Below are 19,579 nucleotides of genomic sequence, written 5' to 3'. Positions count from 1 at the left end.
TCCCACTTGATTCGCCCCCTCCTCGCGCGGCGCCTATCCTGGAGGAGTGGATTGCCATAGGCTCCCTGGAAGATGGCGAGAGGGCGCGCGCGGCACGGCGGCGCGCGAGCCCGCCGTCGGCTCCTCTCCGCGCTCGCTGACGAGGCATCATGGCTGAACCACGAAGTCTCCGCTGGCCCATCGGCCTGCTCCTCCTCGCCTCCTGCACAGGTCAGTATGGCGATCTGCCCGCGCTCGACGGCGACGGCGAGGCGACGGCCCCGCTGTGCACCGCGATCGAGCCCGGCGAGTCGCCGCTCCGCCGGATGACCCGCGCGGAGTACGACAACACGATCTTCGATCTCCTCGGCGACGACAGCCGCCCTGCGAGGGACTTCGTGCCTGAAGAGGAGTCGCTCGGCTTCAACAACCAGGCGGCGGCGCTCGTGGTGAGCCCGCTGCTCGCCGAGCAGTACATGACGGCGGCCGAGGGCGTCGCGGCGCGCGCGGTGGGCAAGCTCGTCCGCGAGGCGCCCGCGTGCGTCGAGGCCGCGGCGGGCGAGGCGTGCCGCGGCGAGGTGGCGGCGCTCGTCGCGTCGTTCGGCAAGCGGGCGTTCCGGCGGCCCCTCGCCGAGGACGAGATCGCCGACTTCGTCGCGCTCTTCCGGCGCGGGATCGCCCTCGGGGACACGCCCGACGACGCGTCGACCGGCCTCGCGCTCGTCCTCCAGGCGATGCTGCAATCGCCGCACTTCCTCTACCGGGTCGAGCTCGGCATGCCGGATCCGGTGGAGGCGGACGTCGTGCCGCTCACGTCCTACGAGATCGCCTCGCGGCTCTCCTACCTGCTCTGGGGCACGATGCCCGACGACGCGCTCTTCGCCGCCGCCGAGCAGGGGGCGCTCGGCACCGCCGCGGAGATCGAGGCGCAGGCGCGGCGCATGCTGGAGGACCCGCGGGCGCGCGAGGCCGTGAAGAGCTTCCACCGCCAGTGGCTCGGGCTCGCCAAGATCGACGAGATCGCCGCGGGCGGGAAGGATCCGAAGCTCTACCCCGAGTACAAAGACGAGCTCTTGCCGCTCTTCCAGGCCGAGACCGAGGCGTTCCTGGACCACGCGATCTTCGAGCAGGACGCGAGCGTGAGCGCGCTGTTCACGGCGCCGTACTCGATGATGAACCGGGAGCTCGCCGCGTTCTACGGCGTCGAGGGCGGCCCGAGGGGCGACGCGTTCGAGCGGGTCGAGCTCGATCCGTCGCAGCGCGCCGGCTTCGTGACGCACGCCGGGCTGCTCGCGCTCTACGCGAAGCCGAACCGGTCCTCGCCGGTCCACCGCGGCCGGTTCGTGCGCCAGAGCCTGCTCTGCCAGATCCCGCCGCCGCCGCCGGACGTGGTCCCGGAGCCGCCCATGGTCGACCCGACGAAGACGACCCGCGAGCAGTTCGCCCAGCACACCTCGGATCCGGGGTGCAAGAGCTGCCACACGCTGCTCGACCCGATCGGGTTCGGCTTCGAGCACTACGACGCGCTCGGCCGCTGGCGCGACGCCGAGAACGGCATCCCGGTCGACGCGAGCGGCGAGCTCACGCAGACCGACATCGACGGCCCGTTCGACGGGGCGGTCGAGCTCGCGCACCGGCTCGCGGAGAGCGAGCAGGTGCGCGCGTGCGTGGTGAAGCAGTGGTTCCGCTTCGGCTACGGCCGCGCCGAGCAGAGCGAGGACAGCTGCAGCCTGGCGCAGGCGACGCAGGCGTTCGAGGCGTCCGGGTACAACATCCGGGCGCTGCTCGTGGCGCTCACCCAGACCGACGCGTTCCGCTACCGGCGCGTTATCCGCGCAGCAGGCGCCGCAGAGGGCGGCGCAGAAGGAGAGCCGTGATGAAGCCGTTCCGACTCAGCCGCCGCGCCGTGCTCCGGGGCCTCGGCGGCGCGGCGCTCGCGCTGCCGTTCCTCGAGGTGATGGGCTGCTCGAAGCGGCTCGCCCCCGCGTCGGAGCAGACCGGGCGGGCCGCGTTCGGGGCCGAGTTCCCGAAGCGCTTCGTCGTCATCTACACGCCGAACGGCACCGTCCCGCCGGACTTCTGGCCGTCGTCGTCGCAGCTCAAGAACGGCGAGGAGCTGTCGCCCATCCTGGCGCCGCTCAAGGACCACAACGAGGATCTGCTGGTCCTCGGCAACGTGAGCGCGCTGTCGGCGCTCGTGGGGCCGGGGGACGCGCACCAGAAGGGCACGGGGCAGTGCCTGACCGCGCGCCCGATGCAGGAGGGCGATTTCCCCGGCGACGCCGGGCTGTCGTGCGGCTGGGCCGACGGCATCTCGGTCGACCAGGAGATCGCGAACCACATCGGCACGAGGACCAAGTTCCTGTCGCTGGAGCTCGGCGTGCTCGTCTACGGGGCGAACGTGGGCGCGCGCATCGCCTACCGCGGCCCGGCGCAGCCGCTGCCGCCGGAGAACAGCCCTTACGCCGCGTTCGACCGCCTCTTCTCCGATCTGGCGGTCACGCCCGAGACGGCGACCCAGAAGACCGAGCAGCGCAGGGCGGTGCTCGACAAGGTGGCCGCCGACTACAAGCGGCTGCAGCGGCGCCTCGGCGCGGCGGATCAGGAGAAGCTCGCGGGGCACCTCGCGTCGGTGGAGGACATCGCGTCGCGCCTCGACCGCGGCGTGGCGCCGACCTCCGCGGCGTGCGCGCAGCCGGAGCTGACGCCGGACGTCGACCCGGACAAGGTCGCGAGCATGCCCGAGGTCACGAGGCTCCAGCTCGATCTCATGGCGATGGCCCTCGCCTGCGATCTGACGCGGGTCGCGAGCCTCCAGTTCACGAACTCCGCGACGACCAAGGTGCTGAGCTTCCTCGGCCCGGACATCACCGAGGGCCACCACCCGATGGCGCACAACGGCTACGCCGACCCGGTGAACCGCCAGCGCCTCACGAAGATCAGCCGCTTCTACGCCGAGCAGGTCGCGTATCTCATCACGAAGCTGAAGAGCATGCCGGAAGGGAACGGCTCGGTCTTCGACAACACGGTGATCTTCTGGACGAACGAGCACGCCGACGGGAATCACCTGCGCCAGAACATCCCTTATGTGCTCGCCGGGAGCGCCGCCGGTCACTTCAAGACGGGCCGCTTCGTCTCGCAGGCGAAGCAGGTCGGGCACAACGACCTGCTGGTCTCGCTGCTGCAGGCGATGGGCGTCGACACCGAGTCGTTCGGCGACCCGAACTACTGCACCGGGCCCCTCACGGGGCTGACCAGCTGAGGGGCCGTCGTCGAGCCGCGCGGCTCAGGGTGGGCTGGAACGTCGACGATCCAGGGACGAGCCTGGGGAGCGCTCTACTAGGCGACGCTGGGTAGGTTCGCCTACCTTGCTGTTTCATCCGCCATGACCTTCCCGCGTCGCAGACGGCCTCTCCTGCTCGCTACCCCTGCTCTCCTCGCCGCGCTGCTCCAGCTCGCGGGCTGCGCCTCGTCCGACCGGCAGCCGGACGAGGCGCTGCGCAGCGCGTTCCCGGACCACGCCGAGGCCGTCCTGAGCGTCGGCCCGGGGTTCGTCCGCAGCGGCGCCGGGATCGAGCGCGCCGACCGGCCGCGCCGCGGCGGGGTCGCGGTGCGCCTGCCGCGCGAGGGGAGCGACGCCATCCTCTTCGAGCTCGACGGGGACACGGCGCTCCGGATCCGCGAGGTGGGCGCCGGAGGCGAGGCGATGCTCGCAGAGCGCGCCGTGGTCTACAGGCGCGCCGGCGGGTCGTCGTTCTGGAGCGCCATCCCGGACGGCGTCGAGGAGTGGCTGCTGCTCGACGCCGAGGCGGTGCAGCGCGACGCGCCCGTGGCCGCATGGGAGCTCCAGGGCGGCGCGCTCGCGGCGCGGGACGGGGCCATCGAGATCGCCGACACGACAGGGGCGGTGCGGCTCCGCGTGACGGCGCCGGCGGCGTACGCGGCCGGCGGGCGCGAGGTCGAGGCGCGGCTCGCGGCGCGCGGGGCGCGGATCGAGCTGTTCGTCGACGCGGAGCGCGAACAGGTGCTCGTCGACCCGGAGTGGGTGGCCGCGGGGAGCCTGGGGAGCCGCCGCCGCCGTCACGCAATGGCGGAGATCGGGGCCGGCCTGCTCGTCGCCGGAGGAAAAGATATGAGGGGCGACACGCTCCGCTCCGTCGAGATCTACGATCCGGCCGACGACGCCTGGGCGGCTCCGCCGGCGCCAGGCAGCCAGATGAGGAAGCCGCGCGCCGACTACGCGATCACCGCGCTCGCCGACGGGCGCGTCCTCGCCGTCGGCGGCGACGTCGGTACGATGGGCTCCACCTACGAGCTTTACGATCCGGAAAGCAGCACCTGGGGGCCGGAATCCCCGCCCACCTTGGGCGTCCTCGCGCCGCTCTACCAGCACACGCTGACCGTGCTCCCGGCAGAGCATGCGAGCACCGCCGGAGACGTCCTGATCGTCGGCGGCACGGCCGAGCTGAACAACTACACCCCCGTCCGCGACGTCTTCCGCTTCTTCAAGGGCACCGATACCATCGTGAGAGGCCCTGACCTAGAGATCGCCCGGACCATGCACGCGGCCACGCTGCTCGCGACAGGCCAGGTCCTGGTCACCGGCGGCTACAGAAATATGTCCGGGTTACAGACCACCGAGCTGTACGATCCGGCGACCAACACCTGGACCCCGGGCCCGAGGATGCTGCGCGAGCGCTACCAGCACACGGCAACGCGGCTCCAGGACGGGCGCGTGCTCGTGGCTGGGCACACCGTCGGAGCAGAGATCTACACGCCGTCCACGTCGGGCCCGGGCGAGTTCAGCGCGGCCGGGGACTTCGACAGCTCCAATCGATTCCGTCACTCGGCGACGCTGCTCCCGAACGGCTGCGTGCTCGTCGCAGGTGGGCAGAAAACCGGGATGATCACCCTCGCCGACACGTGGCTCTACGACCCGAGCACGAACGGATGGATCCGCGGGCGGCCGCTCCTCGAGGCTCGCTCGTTCCACACGGCGACGCTCCTCGATGACGGCTCCGTGATGATCGTCGGCGGGGAATACTGGGATGACGGCGCGGCCCGCGCGCCGCTCGCGACGTCGGAGCGGTATGTCCTGAGCGAGGTCGGCGAGGCGTGCGAGGCCGGCTGCGAGTGCCAGACCGGGTTCTGCGTGGACGGCTTCTGCTGCGACACCGCCTGTGATCGCGGCGCCTGCGACGCCTGCTCCGTGAGCGCCGGCGGGTCCGCCGACGGCATCTGCACGCTCCTCACGATGAAGGACTGCGACGATGGGAACCCATGCACGAGCCGCGACGTGTGCAACGAGGGCACCTGCGCCGGCGAGAACGACGACAGGGCGACCTGCGGTGACGAAAAGGAGTGCACGCGTCACGCCTGCATCGAGGGGAGCTGCGTCGAGATGAACGACGACGGCGCGACCTGCGATGACGGCAATCTCTGCACCCGAGGCGACGTCTGCCGGGAGGGGGCCTGCGGCGGCGAGGAGATCACCTGCGGTGCCATGGATGAGTGCCACACCGACGGCGCGTGCGATCGGAGCACCGGAAAGTGCATATTCCCGCAGAAGATCGATCAGACGCCGTGCGAGGAGGACGGGGTGTGCATCAACGGGCGCTGCGAGCACGCCGGCGTTCCGGAGGCATCGTCGTCATCGCAGGGCGGCGGGGGCGGCGCGGGCGGCGCAGGCTCGCTTCCCGCCGACGAGGACCACGAAGGCTGCGGTTGCAGGGTCGCGGGCGCGGCTGCGCCGGACGCGAGCGCGGCCGCGGCGCTGCTCACGGCCGCGGCGGCGGCTTCGCGCGCCGCACGACGGCGCCGTCGGCCTCGCCCGCCGAGCCCTCGTTGACCCAGTAGATCGCGCCGGCACGGGCCGCGATCGCCCCCGGGCTGCGCTGCCCCTCGGCGAGCGTGAGCACCTCGCCTGCGCCGCAGCCGACGCCGGGCACAGCGCCGCGGGGCAGCGCCTTCACGGTGCCGTCGCCGCGGTTCGTCCAGTAGATGAACTGCTCGTCGAGCGCCACGCCGTACGGGCCCTCGCAGCCCTTGACGAGCACATCGCGCCTGCTCCCGTCCGCTGCCCCCCGCACCACCTCCCCGCCGTGGTAGTTCACCCAGAACACCTCGACCGGATCCCCGGCGTCGAGCGCGATCCCGTACGGTGTGCTCTCCCGATCGCCGACGATCACCGGCTCGGCCGTGTCCGCCTCCCAGCACCGGACCTCGCCCGCCTCGCCCGCGCCGTGGTCGGTCCAGCAAACGACGCTGCCCGCCGCCGCGATGCGGTAAGGGTAGCTGCCGGCGTCGAAGATCGGCTCCGCCACCCGCCGGCTCGGCTCCATCTGGCCCACGCTGCCGGGCTCTCCCGGGATCCCGGAGAGCTGCGTCCAGAACAGGCGATCACCGCTCGTCGCGAGCCCCTCCAGAGCGCCCGATCTCTCCAAGCTCGGCTCGTCCAGCAAGCGCTCGGGCTCGTTGCTGCCGACGGCCAGCCGCATCAGAGCGCTCTCGCGCTCGCCGATGCCGTGGTTCGTCCAGAAGACACGGCCTGTCTCGCCGAGCGCGATCTGGCGTGGCGCCGCCTGCCCGGTGGCGAGCGCCTCCGGCCGGCCGCCGGTGCGCGCGACCCGCTTCACGGCGCCGGTCACATCGCTCAGCGAGCCCTGCTCGGTCCAGAACACGGCCTCGTCGCTCACCGCGAGCGACATCGGGCTCCGCTGCCGCGCTGCCAGGACGACAGGCTGCTGCTCGTCGACGGCGCACAGCGGATCGCCGATCTGCTTGCGAGGGCAGGTCGCCGTGACCGGCGACGTGACCACGACGGGCGCAGGCTGCCGCTCGGGCGAGCAGATCGCCTTCGGGAGCGCGATCCGCCCCTCGGGCGTGCGCCGCCAGCCGACCTCGCTCTCCGCCTCGAGCGGCACGAAGCACCCGGAAGGGCCGCAGATGCCGTCCCCTTCGGTCGCGATCGCGACGTTGACGTCGTCGCTCGCCGCGATCGTGCACCCCGCCGGCTCGACCTCGGCCAGGTCCGCGCCGCCGAAGCAGCGCGCCACGTCGAAGCAGGCCCGGCGCAGGACGTCGCGCTCCACGTAATCGGGCAGGAGCTCCGCGCTCACGTGGGGGTCCACGCACGTCCCGGCAACGCACGTCCGGTCCGCGCCACACGCCTCCTCGGCGTCGGCCTCCTCCCCGCTGCACAGGAAATGAAGCGGCATCCAGAGCGTCGCCACGCGGTCCTCGGGGACGGTCGTGACCACCGTGTGCAGCACGCGGACCCGCTCGCGCAGGAACCCCCGCAGGGTGATGCGGATCTCCAGGCGCGGATCGTCGGAGGCCGTCAGCCCCTGTGTTCCGGGCAGACTCACGTCCTCCGGGTCCGTGCCGAGCGAGAAGCTATCGTCGATGACGGGATTGCCGCCGGACAAGACCTCGAGATGGAAGCGATCGAGGTCCTTGGGCATCGCCATGTCGGTCTGGACGGCGATCATGAGCTCCCCCGTGACGGGCGCCGAGCACGCCGCCTGGGCGGCGGCGAACGCCGCCGCGGACCACGAGAGCGGCCTCACCAGCGGCCTCCGAACGCGGCGGAACGCGTGGGGCCGAGGGTCCCCTCGATCGCCGGCGCCGGCGAGGGCTGGAGCAGGAGGATGCCGCCGGTGACGGCCGCCACGACGACGAGGGCGCCGCCCGCGACCCACACCCACGCCGGGGGGGCGCTGGACCTCTCGATCGGCGTCAGGCCGACGCGGAAGCGGCTCAGCTCATCGTCCTCGATCACGATCTCCGACTCGTAGGGTGTCATGCCGGGCGCCGTGACCCGCAGCGCATGACGGCCGCTCGGCACGGCGCCGTCCCACTGCCCCTGACCCATGACCTTGCCGTCCAGCGCGATGCGGGCGCCCGGCGACGCGATCACGGAGAGCCTGCCGGCGTGGACCTGCGGCTCCAGCTGGACGTTCACGACCACCGTCGCGCCGGGCACCACGTTCTCCACCCGGACATGCTCCTTGAAGCCCGGCTTCTCGACGCGGATGCGCCGTGTCCCGGAGTCGACGATCATCGGGTCCGGAAGCGGCGTCTTTCCGGCCGGCGCGTCGTCGATCGTCACCGCCGCGCCCGCCTCGCTCACCGCGATGGCCAGGTGACCGACGAGGGCTTCGGCGCTCCGCTCGAGGGCGTTCATCGTCGCCCAGTCCTGCGGGGTCAGGACGCCGCGGTCCGCCTGCCTCAGCTGCTCCACGAGCGTGAGCACGTGCGCGTACCGGTGCAGGTTGGACTTGCAGACGACCATGTTCCAGAGGAGACGCACGTCGTTCGAGAGCGCATAGGCCTGCTCGAACTTGATGAATGCATTGGCGTAGTCGCCATGAGCGAAGAGGCTCTTCCCGAGCTCGTAATCGGCCTTGGCCGTGCCGGTCAGCACCTGCGCGAGCGGCGCCGGAGCCCCCGCGGCCGGCGCTGGCTCCGGCGCCGCCGCGGCCGGCGCCGGAGGGGTCTGCTGCGCGGCCGCCTCGCCAGCCATGGTCAGCGCCAAGACGGCGATCGCGACCGCGGGCCGCCTCGCCAGCATACGTGAACGCATCGGTGCCTCGTCGGATGAGGGGGGCCGCCGGTCAAAGACCGGTCATGCGTATCTCATTTGAGGGGGGGCGCGAAGGGATTCGTGGGCTGGACGGGCGTCGGCTGCGCCGTCGGCGCCGGGGCCACCGCCGGCTCACGCCGGCGCTTCTGCGGCAGCGCGGTGCGCCGCACCGCCTCGGCCGGCGAGACCGGAGAGACCGAGGGCTGCGGCGGCGCGGCCCCCGCCGGCTCGTCCGCTGCAGACGGGGGCTCCGGCGGGATGGGCGGGCCCGCCGGGCCGTCTGCCGCGCCGTGCTGCGCGCGCTCCGACCCGTCGGCGTCCTGCGCGACCGCCGCGATCGGCTGCGGCGCCTCCTCCCTCTCCGGCGATCCGCGGCGCAGCGCGACCGCGCCCGACACCACGAGCGCGAGCGCGGCCGCCGCGACCGCGCCGAGCACCACCGAGAGGGTCTTGCGGCGCGCCGGCCGCGCGACGGTCCGCGTCGTGGGCAGGATGCTCTCCAGCGCATCCGGACAGGCGGCCGCCGTGGTGTCCAGCTCGAGCTTCACCGCGGGCGCGGGCGCAGCGGGCCGGGGCGCCTCCGGGGGCGCGCTCAGGATCCGCGCGGCCCGCTCCGCGCGCTCCTGCCCGCCCGCCGGCGCGAAGGGCGCGAGCGCGAGCGCCAGCTCGGCCACGGTCTGCGGGCGGTGGGCCGGATCCTTCTGGAGGCAGTGGAGGATCACGCGCTCGAGCCCCGCGGGGATGTCGCTCCGGAGCTCGCTGGGCCGCGCCGGCTCCGCGCTCGCGACCTGCAGGACGAGCTCGGTGAGCGCCATCGCCTCGAACGGCGGCCGCCCGACCAGCAGGCGGTAGAGGATCGCGCCGAGCGCCCAGATGTCGGCGCGGGCGTCGACCGAGCGCGACGATCGCATCTGCTCCGGCGACATGTAGATGGGCGAGCCGAGCATCTCCCGCGTCTGCGTCAGCGACGCGCCGCCGCCCTCGGCGCCGCTCGGCAGCTCCTTCGAGATCCCGAAGTCGAGCACCTTGATGAGCTTCGCCCCGCCGGGCGTGGTCGCGAGGAAGAGGTTCGCCGGCTTGAGATCGCGGTGCACGATGCCCGCGGCGTGCGCCTCGGCCATCGCCACGCACGCCTGCAGGACGTAGTCGACCGCGTCGAGGACGCCGAGCGGGCCGCGGGCGCGGAGCACCTCGGAGAGGTCTTCGCCCTCCAGATACTCCATCACGATGTACGGGACACCCGAGTCGAGCTCGCCGACGTCGAGCACCCGCACCACGTGCTCGCCCTTGAGCCGGACCACCGCGCGCGCCTCGCGGAGGAACCGCTGCGAGAGCGACGGGCTCTCGCCCTCGTCGCTGAGCAGGAGCTTGATCGCGACCCGCTGCGGCAAGAGCAGGTGGCTCGCCGCGACCACGATCCCCATGCCGCCGCGGCCCAGGACGCGATCGACCCGGTACTTGCCGGCGATCACCTCTCCTTGGACGACAGGTGGGTTCATGAGAGCTCCCCGCGTTGCGCCCTGACAAAGGGCGGCCGCGACCACGAATCTGCCGTGCGCGATGGTAGCACAGCAGCCCGTCGCACAGCCAACTGTGGACACGGCGCTCGTCGGAGGGCGATATGATACGGCCATGACGCTCTCCCCTCGACACATTTCCTGGGCGGTAGGGCCGCTCGCGCTGCTCGTCCACGCCGGGTGCGGCGGCGCGGTGATCATGGACGGCGGCGGAGACGGCGCTGGCGGCGCCGGCGGCGCGGGCTCGACGACGACCGCCGCCGTCGGCCCTTCACCGACCCCTCATCCTCCGCCGACGCCCGATCCTCCGCCGACGACCTCCGGCAGCCCCTCGCCGGAGGTGAGCGCGATCGTCTACGGCGACGCGACCGTGACCATCCGCATCGCCAGCCTGGCCCTGTCCTGCAGCGATCCCGAAGCGCGCCCCACGTTCTCGCCCTGCGGCGACTGGTGGAACCTGGAGCTCCGCATGCCTGCGTCGAGGCTCGCCGTCGGCGAGGTGGACACGGCGAGCGGCGATTTCACGATCTACGGGACCTCGTCTCGCGCGGATTGCAGCAGCACCGGGGCCGCCACCGGCGGCGGCGACGTGGGGTTCGGCAGGCTCACCATCACGGCGATCGAGCCGACGTCGGTCACCTTCGAGCTCGACGGCGTGGGCAGCCTGTTCCTCGACCAGGACCCGAACGGCCGGTACGTGGCGGCCCGCTGCGCCGCGCGCTAGGGGAGCGATCCGGTAGACGGCCGCGGCAAGGGATCCGGGAGGCATCGGGCGCACGGCGCTCTCGTGCGATGTCTCGACGTCTCCGGCGCGGGCCGGGTCAGGGCTTGCCTGCGGGCGACGCCGCCGGCGGCGCGGCGGGCGCCGGGCTCGCGGCCGTCGCGCCCGCGGGCGCAGGACCGGGCGGGGCCGGATCACCCGGGCTGAGCATGATGGGATAGACCACGGTCACGATCCCGCCCTTCGGCTCAGGGAACTTCAGCTTGAGAAAGCTCTCGTTCACGCAGCGCACGACCTCGCGATCCGGCAAATCAGAGCCCCCATCTCCCACCTGGGAGACGGAGCCGTCACGAGCGATCACGAAGCGGGTCGCCACCTTCCCCGAGAGCTTCGGATCCTTGAGCAGCCCGCGCTCGTAGCAGGACCTGAACAGGCCAAAGCTGCTCCGAACCACCTTCTGAATCTCCGCGGGCTCCAGCCGGCCACGCTGCACCGGCGGATCGCCCGTCGCCGGCGCGGCAGGCGCCGCGGCGTCGGGGGATACACCGGCCGGCGGCGCGGGCGGGGCGCTCGGCACATCGACCATGATCGGCCCAGGCGGCGGCGACGACGCAGCGCAGGCGAGCGGCAGCAGCGCGAGGATCACCACGAAATGGCGCATCGATCCGATCGTGTATCACGGGCAGCTGCCCCCAAAGAAGTCCCGAGCGGCCTGCTCCGCTTCTGTTGTTCCGGCGGCGGGGGGAACGGCCCGCCGCCCACCGCCGGGCGGGCCGCCGCGGTCTCGAGACCATCGCGGTCGCACTCCGAGATCGATCCGCGACCTTGCACGTCGACGGGTCCACCCGACGGCGACGAAGCGACGCCCAGAGCGCCACGGGCGCCAGGACTTCGTCCGTCCGGAGCCCTGGGAGGAAGCTCATGTCGATCCGAACCTGGTTTCGCGCGCCCCGCGTCCGCCACGGCCTCGCCGCCAGCGCCGTCGTCCTCGCTGCCGGCGGCCTCGTCCTCGCCCGCGCCGCCGCCGGCGATCAGCGCCCCGCGAGCGCGCTCGCCGGAGCCGCCTCGAGCGGCTCGAACAGCGCCGCCTTCACCGGCCCCGGCGCTCACGGCACCTTCGCCCTCAGCCACACCAAGGTGCTGAGCGGCGGCGAACAGCGCGTGTTCGCCGAGCTGATCCTCGAGGCCGACGCCGTCGAGCAGGCCAGGGAGCGCGCGCCGCTCTCGATCGTGATCGTCCTCGACACCTCGGGATCCATGGCCGGCGAGAAGCTCGAGCAGGCCAAGCGATCGGCCGTCCAGCTCCTCCGCGATCTGCGCGACGACGACGAGATCGCCTTCGTCCGCTATTCGAGCGACAGCGAGCTCCTCCAGCCGCTCGCCAGCGCCGGCCGCGTCCGGGAAGACCTGATCGCCCGGGTCCAGGCCCTCCAGTCGAGCGGCGGGACCAACATCGCGCCCGCGCTCGCCCAGGGCGTGCTCGCCCTCGCCGACGCCGGCAAAGGCCGCGTTCGCCGGGTGATCCTGGCGAGCGATGGCCTCGACGGCACGCGCGCCCGGAGCGAGGAGGTCGCCCGGGACAGCGCCGGGCGCGGGATCACCACCTCGTCCCTGGGGATCGGCCTCGATTTCGACGAGGCGTACATGGGCGCGGTCGCCCAGGCGGGCCGCGGCAACTTCGCCTTCGTCAAGGATGCCTCGGCCCTCGCCGCCTTCCTTCAGCGCGAGCTCCGCGAGACCGCCGCCACGACGATCGAGGGCGCGTCGGCCCGGCTGAAGCTCCCGGCCGGCGTCCGCCTCGTCCGCGCCTCCGGGGCCGACGCGAGGCCCCTCGCCGACGGCGCCGAGGTCGAGCTCGCGCTCGGCTCGCTCTTCTCCGGCGACGAGCGCCGCGTGATCCTCGAGCTCGCGGCCTCGCTGGACAGCGAGGCGTCGCGGACCATCGAGGGGCAGATCCGCTGGAGCCGGGTCGGCGGCGACGCCGCGCAGGCCCCGATCGCCGGGCTCACGCTGACCGGCTCGACCTCCGCCGAGGCCGTCGAGGCGGGCAAGGACCTCGCCGTCCTCGCCGACGCCCTGAGCGTCGTCGCCTCCCGCCGTCAGATCGAGGCCGCGGACGCGTACCAGCAGGGCGACGTCGGGCGGGCCCAGCGCCTCATCGATCAGAGCATGAGCGAGCTCAGCGCGGTCGCCGCCGTCGCGCCGACCGCCGCGGCGGCCCCGCTCCGGAAGCAGCTGATGGATTACAAGGCGACGCAGAAGGAGTTCCTCTCCGCGCCGCCGTCGAGCACCGCCGGGAAGGCGGCGGCCAAGCGCGCCGTCGAGAAGGACATCTCCAACCTGTCGAGGCGCTGACGATGCTGCGCAAGATCGCCTTCGTCGCCGCCGCGGCGCTCTCGCTCGGGCTCTCGCCGCTCGCGCTCCGGCTCGGCCCGGTCGCGGGGTCGCTGCTGCTCGTGGCCGCCGCCGTCCTCCTCGCCGTCGCGGCGAGCGGGGCGATCGTCTCGCTCGCCGTCGCCGGGGGCGCGCTCGGGGCGCTCGCGTTCGGCCTCGCCGACGCGGCGTCCCCGGTCGCGGCCGGCGCCGCGCTCGCCGGCCTCTGCTTCGCGGAGCGCTCGGTCCGGGTCCGGGGCCGGGGCGCCCGCCTGCTGCACGTCGGAGCGGCGCTCGCCGGCGGCGCCCTCGCCGGCTCGCTCCTCGCCGCCTTCGGCGCCGCGTCGCTCGGGCTCCGGGGGGTCGCGCTCGTGGTGTCCGCGGTGCTCGTCGCGCTCCCCTTCCTCGTCGACGCCGACGACCCCGTGGCCCACGCCCTCGACGGCGCCGCCGGCGAGATCACGGGCCCCGCGCGCGCGTCGCTCCGCGAGGGCGCAGAGCTCCGCCGGACGGTCGCGGGCGAGGAGCTGCTCGACCGCCGGGCGGCGCGCCAGGCCCGGGCGACCTGGTCATCGCTGCTGCGCCTCGCCGAGGCGCGGGCGAGGCTCGAGCGCACGCTCGCGGTGGGCCGCGCCGCGCAGGGGCGCGAGGCGCGAGAGGGGGAGCCTCCGCCGGCCGGCGCTGGCGGCGCCGAGGCCGCGCGTGCCGGCGCGAGGGCGGCGGGGGCGCCGGCCGAGGCGGTGGTCGGCAAGGTGGACGCGCGGATCGCCGATCACGTCGCCGCGCTGACGCGGGCCTACACGGCGGTGAGCGCCGCCCGGGCCGCGGAGGCGAGCCTGGACGACGCGGCGCTCGTCGGGGTGGAGACGATGGGCGACTCGCTCGAGCAGGTGAGCAAGACCATGGTCGAGGAGGTCTGATCTTTTCAATGCTCGGCGGCCGCGATAATGACCCTCCGCCGCCGCCGTGCCGGCAATCGCGAGGGCGACGGCTTCAACGAGCGGCGGCGTCGAGCCGCAGGTCTACGGGAGAACTTATGCAAGTCATCGTCGCGGGCGGTGGGATCGGCGGACTGGCCGCGGCTCTTTCGCTGCACGCCTCGGGTCATGAGGTGACGGTGTTCGAGGCGGCGCCCAGCATCCTGCCGCTCGGGGTCGGCATCAACCTCCTGCCCCACGCCGTCGAGGTGCTGGGCGAGCTGGGCCTGGTCGAGGCCCTGTTGGCCCACGGGGTGGCGACCCGCGAGATGCTCTATTTCAACCGCTTCGGCCAGCGCATCTGGGGCGAGCCGCGCGGCCGCTTCGCCGGGCATGCCGCGCCGCAGATCTCCCTGCACCGCGGCGCCCTGCAGGGCGTGCTGTTCGACGCCGCCGTCGAGCGGCTGGGCCCTGACCGGGTGATCTGCGATCGGCGCCTCGTGGACCACGAAGAGGGCGGAGGCCGCATCGTGGCGCGCTTCCTCGATCGCGCGGGCGCGGCGTGGAAGGTTCCCGCCGACCTCCTGATCTGCGCCGACGGCATCCACTCGGCGGCGCGCGCCGGCCTCTATCCGGACGAGGGGCCGCCGCTCTACGGCGGTCACATCCTGTGGCGGGGGACCAGCCTGGCGCCGCCGTTCCTCACCGGCGCCAGCATGATCATCGCCGGGCATCAGGACCAGAAGTTCGTCGTCTATCCGATTTCCCCACCGGGGCCGGACGGCCTCCAGAGGATCAACTGGGCCGCCGATCTCGCGGTCGCCAGGAGCCTGCGGCGGGAGGACTGGAACCGGCCGGGCGACCCTGCCGAGTTCCTGCCCAGGTTCGAGTCCTGGCGCTTCGGCTGGCTGGATGTGCCCGGCCTGGTCCGGGGCGCCGAGGCGATCTACGAGTTCCCGCTTGTCGACCGCGACCCGTTGCCGCGCTGGAGCCAGGGGCGCATGACGCTGCTGGGCGACGCAGCCCATCCCATGTATCCGAACGGCTCCAACGGGGCGAGCCAGGCCATCCTGGACGCCCGCGCCCTGGTCCGCGCGCTCGCCGCCCATGCCGATCCGGTGGAAGCGCTGGCCGCCTACGAGGCCGAGCGCCTGCCCGCCACCGCCGCCATCGTCGCGGCCAATCGCCGCGACGGTCCGGAGCAGTGCCTGCAGATCGCCTATGCACGCGCGCCCGACGGCTTCGACCGGATCGAGGACGTCTTCGCCCCCGGCGAGCTGGAGGACATCGCCGCCCGCTACCGGGTGCTGACCGGCCTGAAGAGCGCCTCGGAGCCCCGAGTGCGCTGACAAGGGCCCCCAGCGCGCGCGCATTTCGTCCAGCTCACGCGCAAGCCCGCGCCCCACGACACCTGAACCGCCGTCCGTGCGCAGCACCAGCGTTTGCGCGAGAGCACGGCGACGACATCCCGAGCGATGGAGATGCCATCGCTCGACGGTGGACGAGCCCGCGCGTCGTGCGAGCACCCCTGTCGACGGGTACGACGACGATCAACACGTGTCGCGTGGACCTCGCGGAGACCGGCCAGGTCATGATGGGCAGCAACGGCGTCAGCGGCCGCGACGAGACCAGCGAGCCCTGGTCGACGACCTGGACCGCGTGCGCCGTGCCCAGCGCCGCCGATATCGACCTCGACACCGTCCTCAACAGCTTGGATAACTGCCTCACGGTGTCCAACACCGCGCAGACCGACACCGACGCCGACGGCGTCGGGGACGCCTGCGACAGCTGCCCGACCGTGCCGAACCCCGACCAGGCGGACTCCAATGGCACGTCCACGACGCTCGCGCCCTGCACGGCCGCCGAGCCCGACCTGACTGCAGCGCTCACGGACTCGGCCGATCCCGCCTCGCTCGGGGACAGCTACAGCTACACGCTTACCATCGACAACGTCGGCACGGCCGATGCGACGAACGTCGATGCCAGCACGACGCTCTCCGGCGCGACGGGTACCGTGACTGCTGCCGTTGCATCCCAGGGCTCGTGCACGGTGACGGGTGCCACCATCGACTGTGCGCTGGGTTCGCTCTCTGCCTCGGGACAGGCCACGGTCGTCATCACGGTGGAGCCTGGTGCCACCGGTACCATCACCGCAAGCAGCACGGTGAGCGCCACCGAAAATGATCCGAATCCCGGGGACAATTCCGAGAGCGAGTCGACGACCATCAATAATGCGCATGGGTGCACCATCGTCGGAACCAGCGGCAACGACACGCTCAACGGCACCAGCTCGAATGACGTGATTTGCGGCCTGGGCGGCAACGACACCATCAAAGGCAACAACGGCAGCGACACCCTGTACGGGGGCTCGGGCAACGACGTGCTTGATGGCGGCAACGGTGACGACGAGCTGCACGGCGGGGACGGCGACGATACGCTGGGCGGCGGTAACGGCCAGGACACGCTGTATGGAGAAGCGGGGAACGACTCGAACTATGGAGAAACGTTCCTGGGCAGCCTGCTGTACCTGTTCGACAACGGCAACGACACCATCTACGGCGGGCCCGGCAACGACAACCTCGACGGTCAGAAAGGAGACGACACGCTGATCGATCACGAGGGTACGGACATCATGTCCGGCGGCCTCGGCAACGATACGATCGACGTGGCGGATGGTCAGGGTGGCGATACGGCAAACGGCGATCTCGGATTCGACACGTGCATCACCGACGGGGGCGACACGGCCACGGGCTGCTGAGCGCGTGACGTGGGCACGCGGGTCATGTCCTTTTCCGCGCGGTATGTTCCTTGTAGCCGTCGAACCGCTTCGATCGGCGCTTGCGGCCGTGGCGCGTCTCGGCGTCCTCAATGGAGACAAGGCGGTCGGGCGCAACGCCTAGCCGGATACGAACGGCGCCATCCTCGGCTGTTTCCAGGTCCTGGCCCTGAATCTGTGTGACGGTATTCGGACTGACGCCACCCTGTGCCTTTCACTCTCTCCGGATTCATTGTAGGGTACGCCCCATGAAGAGCCTCGCCTCGATTCTCTCCTTCTCCACGATGGTCTTGCTTCCAGCGGCGGCGCACGCCGCGGCGGAGAAGCTCCTGCTGATGGAGGTCGTCGTCTCCCCGACACAGGCCGAGTCGGTCGCGATCCGGAACCCCGGAGACGCGCCGATCGTCCTGACCGATTATTACCTCGCCGATTACAACACCTATTACGACGTGGTCATCGCTGGGGCGCCCGCCGGCACCAGCGACTTCATCGTGCGATTCCCCGCCGGTGCTGTCATTCAGCCGGGCGAGACCCAGTACGTGGCGATCGCCGGCGGCGAGTGCTTCAGGACCTCCTGCGGCGTGGCGAGCGCGTTCACCGGATACGGGATGTATCCCACGTACGAGATCGCGACGGGCGCCGCGACCACGACGAGCCCCGATGTCCCTGACATGCTCGTGCCGGTCATGAACGGGGTCGGCACCGCGTGGGGGTTCACCAATGGAAGCGAGCCGGTCATTCTGTTTTACTGGGATGGCATGACGAACCTCGTGACCGACGTCGATTACGTGTTTTATGGGGCGGCGGGGCCCCAGGCCCCGGTGAACAAGACGGGCGTCACGGTCGACGGCGCGACGTATCTGCCGGATACGGCGGACAACCCCGCGCTGCACGCACCCCTGTCGACGGGTACGACGACGATCAACACGTGTCGCGTGGACCTCACGGAGACCGGCCAGATCATGACGGGCAGCAACGGCGTCAGCGGCCGCGACGAGACCAGCGAGCCCTGGTCGACGACCTGGACCGCGTGCGCCGTGCCGAGCGCCGCCGATATCGACCTCGACACGGTCCTCAACAGCATGGATAACTGCCTCACGGTGTCCAACACCGCGCAGATCGACACCGACGCCGACGGCGTTGGCGACGCCTGCGACGACTGCCCGACCGTGGCCAATAGGGTGCAGTCGGATGGGGATGCCGACGGCGTCGGGGACGCCTGCGACAACTGTCCGACCGTGCCGAACCCCGACCAGGCGGACTCCAGTGGCAATGGCATCGGCGACGCCTGCGACGCGTCCGGCGCGGGCGGCGGGGGTGGCATGGGCGGCGGCACGGGCGGCGATGGCACCGGCGGCGATGGCACCGGCGGCGCCGGCGGCATGGGCGTCGGCGGCGCCGGCGGCAATGACACCGGCGGCACCGGCGGCATGGGCGTCGGCGGCGCCGGCGGCAATGACGCCGGCGGCACCGGCGGCATGGGCGGCGGTGGTATGGGCACCGGCGGCGACACGACATCCACGACCACGGCTGCCACGACCGGCACCGGTGGCGCGGGCGGCAGCGAGGATGAAGGCGACTGCGGCTGCCGCGTGACCGGCCACGAGTCGCCGCGGGGCGCGTCCTACGCTTCGCTCTTCACGATCGCGGCGGCCGCGCTCGGGGCACGGCGCCGGCGCTCGCGATCCCGGTAGACCGACAGCAGCAGGGGAGGCATCTCGGAAAGTCTCCCCGCCGCACCGCAGGTATTCATGAAACGCCTTCTTCACGTAGCGCGGCAGCGGTGTTTCGTAGGCATCGCGCGCATGGTCCGAGCGACGGGCGTCGTGGACCGTCGCCCTGGTCGCTGACGAGGCCGAGCGGCGAGAGATCGTTCGCTCGGTCAGCCGAGAGACCCTACGAAGGCCCCTCACCGACCAGGACGTCGAGCGCTGGCGGGATTTCTGACCCGATATGCGATCGACCGAGAGCCCCGTCTCCGAGCGCGCGCATGGATCAAGGATCCGGCCGCCCGGCGCGGAGCGCCCGGGGATCGACGAGGACCCACTGCATGCCCGCGGCCCGCGCGGACTCGATCCCCAGCACGGCGTCCTCGAAGACCAGGCAGCGCGACGGCTCGACGCCCAGGCGCGCTGCCGCCGTGAGGAACGGGTCGGGCGCCGGCTTGGGCCGCGCGTAGTCCTCCGCCGCGACGATCTCGTCGACGTACCCGCGGAGCCCCAGGAACTCGAGCGTCTTCTCCACCGACGCGCGCGGGCTCCCCGAGACGACGGCGCGCTTCGTGCGCGGGGGAGCGTCGCGGAGCGCGGTCACGACCTCGGGCACGCCGCGCACGCCCGGCACCAGCCGGTGGTACGCCGCCTCCTTCGCCTCGAAGACCTCGGCCACCGGCATCCGTAGCCCGTATTTGCGGTTCAGGAGCTCGATGATCCGCTCGGTCGTCATACCCGCCCAGCCGTAGAAGTCCTCGTCGGTGAACTCACATCCATGCGGGGCGAGCGCCTCGAGCCAAGCCTGATGGTGAATCGGCATCGAGTCCGCGATCGTCCCATCGCAATCGAAGAGGTAGGCAGCGAACGATCCGGAGGGGAACACGAGCCCAGGCATGGGTCGCCACCCTAGCCTATCGGTCCTCTCCCTGCTACCGCCACGGAGCAGGGGAACGAGGCGGGGCCGGTTGGAACGGGCTCCGACGGCGTTCTTTGCACGGTC

14 protein-coding genes are annotated in these 19,579 nt (G+C 72.2%); 9 read left to right on the top strand and 5 right to left on the bottom strand.

What is annotated here, in order from left to right:
• Positions 1–149: 149 nt before the first annotated feature.
• The 3 genes from WME83_RS07645 to WME83_RS07635 all read left to right on the top strand — a co-directional run bounded on the left by WME83_RS07645 (position 150) and on the right by WME83_RS07635 (position 5,827).
• Positions 150–1,856 (top strand): DUF1592 domain-containing protein, encoded by a 1,707-nt coding sequence (locus WME83_RS07645; RefSeq protein ID WP_437318596.1) that lies wholly within the window; start codon positions 150–152, stop codon positions 1,854–1,856.
• Positions 1,856–3,241 (top strand): DUF1552 domain-containing protein, encoded by a 1,386-nt coding sequence (locus tag WME83_RS07640; RefSeq protein ID WP_437318595.1) that lies wholly within the window; start codon positions 1,856–1,858, stop codon positions 3,239–3,241. The genes WME83_RS07645 and WME83_RS07640 overlap by 1 nt, the downstream gene beginning before the upstream one ends.
• Positions 3,242–3,364: 123 nt before the next feature.
• Complete coding sequence (locus tag WME83_RS07635) at positions 3,365–5,827, top strand: kelch repeat-containing protein (protein ID WP_437318594.1); 2,463 nt, start codon at positions 3,365–3,367, stop codon at positions 5,825–5,827.
• On the opposite strand, the gene WME83_RS07630 is transcribed toward WME83_RS07635, so the two are convergent.
• From WME83_RS07630 to WME83_RS07620, 3 genes are read right to left on the bottom strand one after another with little or no spacing between them, the layout of a single operon-like run.
• Positions 5,757–7,547, bottom strand: coding sequence for a hypothetical protein (locus WME83_RS07630; protein ID WP_437318593.1), 1,791 nt, complete (start codon positions 7,545–7,547; stop codon positions 5,757–5,759). The genes WME83_RS07635 and WME83_RS07630 overlap by 71 nt on opposite strands.
• The gene (locus tag WME83_RS07625; RefSeq protein ID WP_437318592.1) at positions 7,544–8,563 is read right to left on the bottom strand and encodes a PEGA domain-containing protein; all 1,020 of its coding nucleotides are present in this window, start codon (positions 8,561–8,563) and stop codon (positions 7,544–7,546) included. Before WME83_RS07625 ends, WME83_RS07630 begins: the two co-directional genes overlap by 4 nt.
• 53 nt (positions 8,564–8,616) lie before the next feature.
• Positions 8,617–10,062 (bottom strand): protein kinase domain-containing protein, encoded by a 1,446-nt coding sequence (locus WME83_RS07620; RefSeq protein ID WP_437318591.1) that lies wholly within the window; start codon positions 10,060–10,062, stop codon positions 8,617–8,619.
• Positions 10,063–10,195: 133 nt separating this feature from the next.
• Between WME83_RS07620 and WME83_RS07615 the strand changes: the two genes are divergently transcribed.
• The gene (locus WME83_RS07615; protein ID WP_437318590.1) at positions 10,196–10,804 is read left to right on the top strand and encodes a hypothetical protein; all 609 of its coding nucleotides are present in this window, start codon (positions 10,196–10,198) and stop codon (positions 10,802–10,804) included.
• 97 nt (positions 10,805–10,901) lie between these two features.
• Here the strand turns inward: WME83_RS07615 and WME83_RS07610 are convergent, their stop codons facing one another.
• Positions 10,902–11,462, bottom strand: coding sequence for an AgmX/PglI C-terminal domain-containing protein (locus tag WME83_RS07610; protein ID WP_437318589.1), 561 nt, complete (start codon positions 11,460–11,462; stop codon positions 10,902–10,904).
• Positions 11,463–11,722: 260 nt separating this feature from the next.
• Between WME83_RS07610 and WME83_RS07605 the strand changes: the two genes are divergently transcribed.
• The 5 genes from WME83_RS07605 (at position 11,723) to WME83_RS07585 (ending at position 18,561) form a co-directional block, all read left to right on the top strand.
• Positions 11,723–13,156 (top strand): vWA domain-containing protein, encoded by a 1,434-nt coding sequence (locus WME83_RS07605; protein ID WP_437318588.1) that lies wholly within the window; start codon positions 11,723–11,725, stop codon positions 13,154–13,156.
• A gap of 2 nt (positions 13,157–13,158) precedes the next feature.
• Positions 13,159–14,094: a hypothetical protein gene (locus WME83_RS07600; RefSeq protein ID WP_437318587.1), complete on the top strand. Its 936-nt coding sequence runs from the start codon at positions 13,159–13,161 to the stop codon at positions 14,092–14,094.
• Between the two features lie 116 nt (positions 14,095–14,210).
• Positions 14,211–15,440 (top strand): flavin-dependent oxidoreductase, encoded by a 1,230-nt coding sequence (locus WME83_RS07595; RefSeq protein ID WP_437318586.1) that lies wholly within the window; start codon positions 14,211–14,213, stop codon positions 15,438–15,440.
• 215 nt (positions 15,441–15,655) lie between these two features.
• Positions 15,656–16,849: a thrombospondin type 3 repeat-containing protein gene (locus WME83_RS07590; RefSeq protein WP_437318585.1), complete on the top strand. Its 1,194-nt coding sequence runs from the start codon at positions 15,656–15,658 to the stop codon at positions 16,847–16,849.
• Between the two features lie 266 nt (positions 16,850–17,115).
• On the top strand, positions 17,116–18,561 hold the full coding sequence (locus WME83_RS07585; protein WP_437318584.1) for a thrombospondin type 3 repeat-containing protein: 1,446 nt from the start codon (positions 17,116–17,118) through the stop codon (positions 18,559–18,561).
• Between the two features lie 301 nt (positions 18,562–18,862).
• Here the strand turns inward: WME83_RS07585 and WME83_RS07580 are convergent, their stop codons facing one another.
• On the bottom strand, positions 18,863–19,474 hold the full coding sequence (locus WME83_RS07580; RefSeq protein ID WP_437318583.1) for an HAD family hydrolase: 612 nt from the start codon (positions 19,472–19,474) through the stop codon (positions 18,863–18,865).
• Positions 19,475–19,579: the final 105 nt, after the last annotated feature.

Origin of the sequence: Sorangium sp. So ce385, from assembly GCF_051474135.1 — a bacterium.
Classification (GTDB): Bacteria; Myxococcota_A; Polyangia; order Polyangiales; family Polyangiaceae; genus Sorangium; species Sorangium cellulosum_D.
The sequence above is the reverse complement of the archived record's forward strand: the minus strand, read 5'-3'. Positions and strand labels throughout refer to the sequence as shown.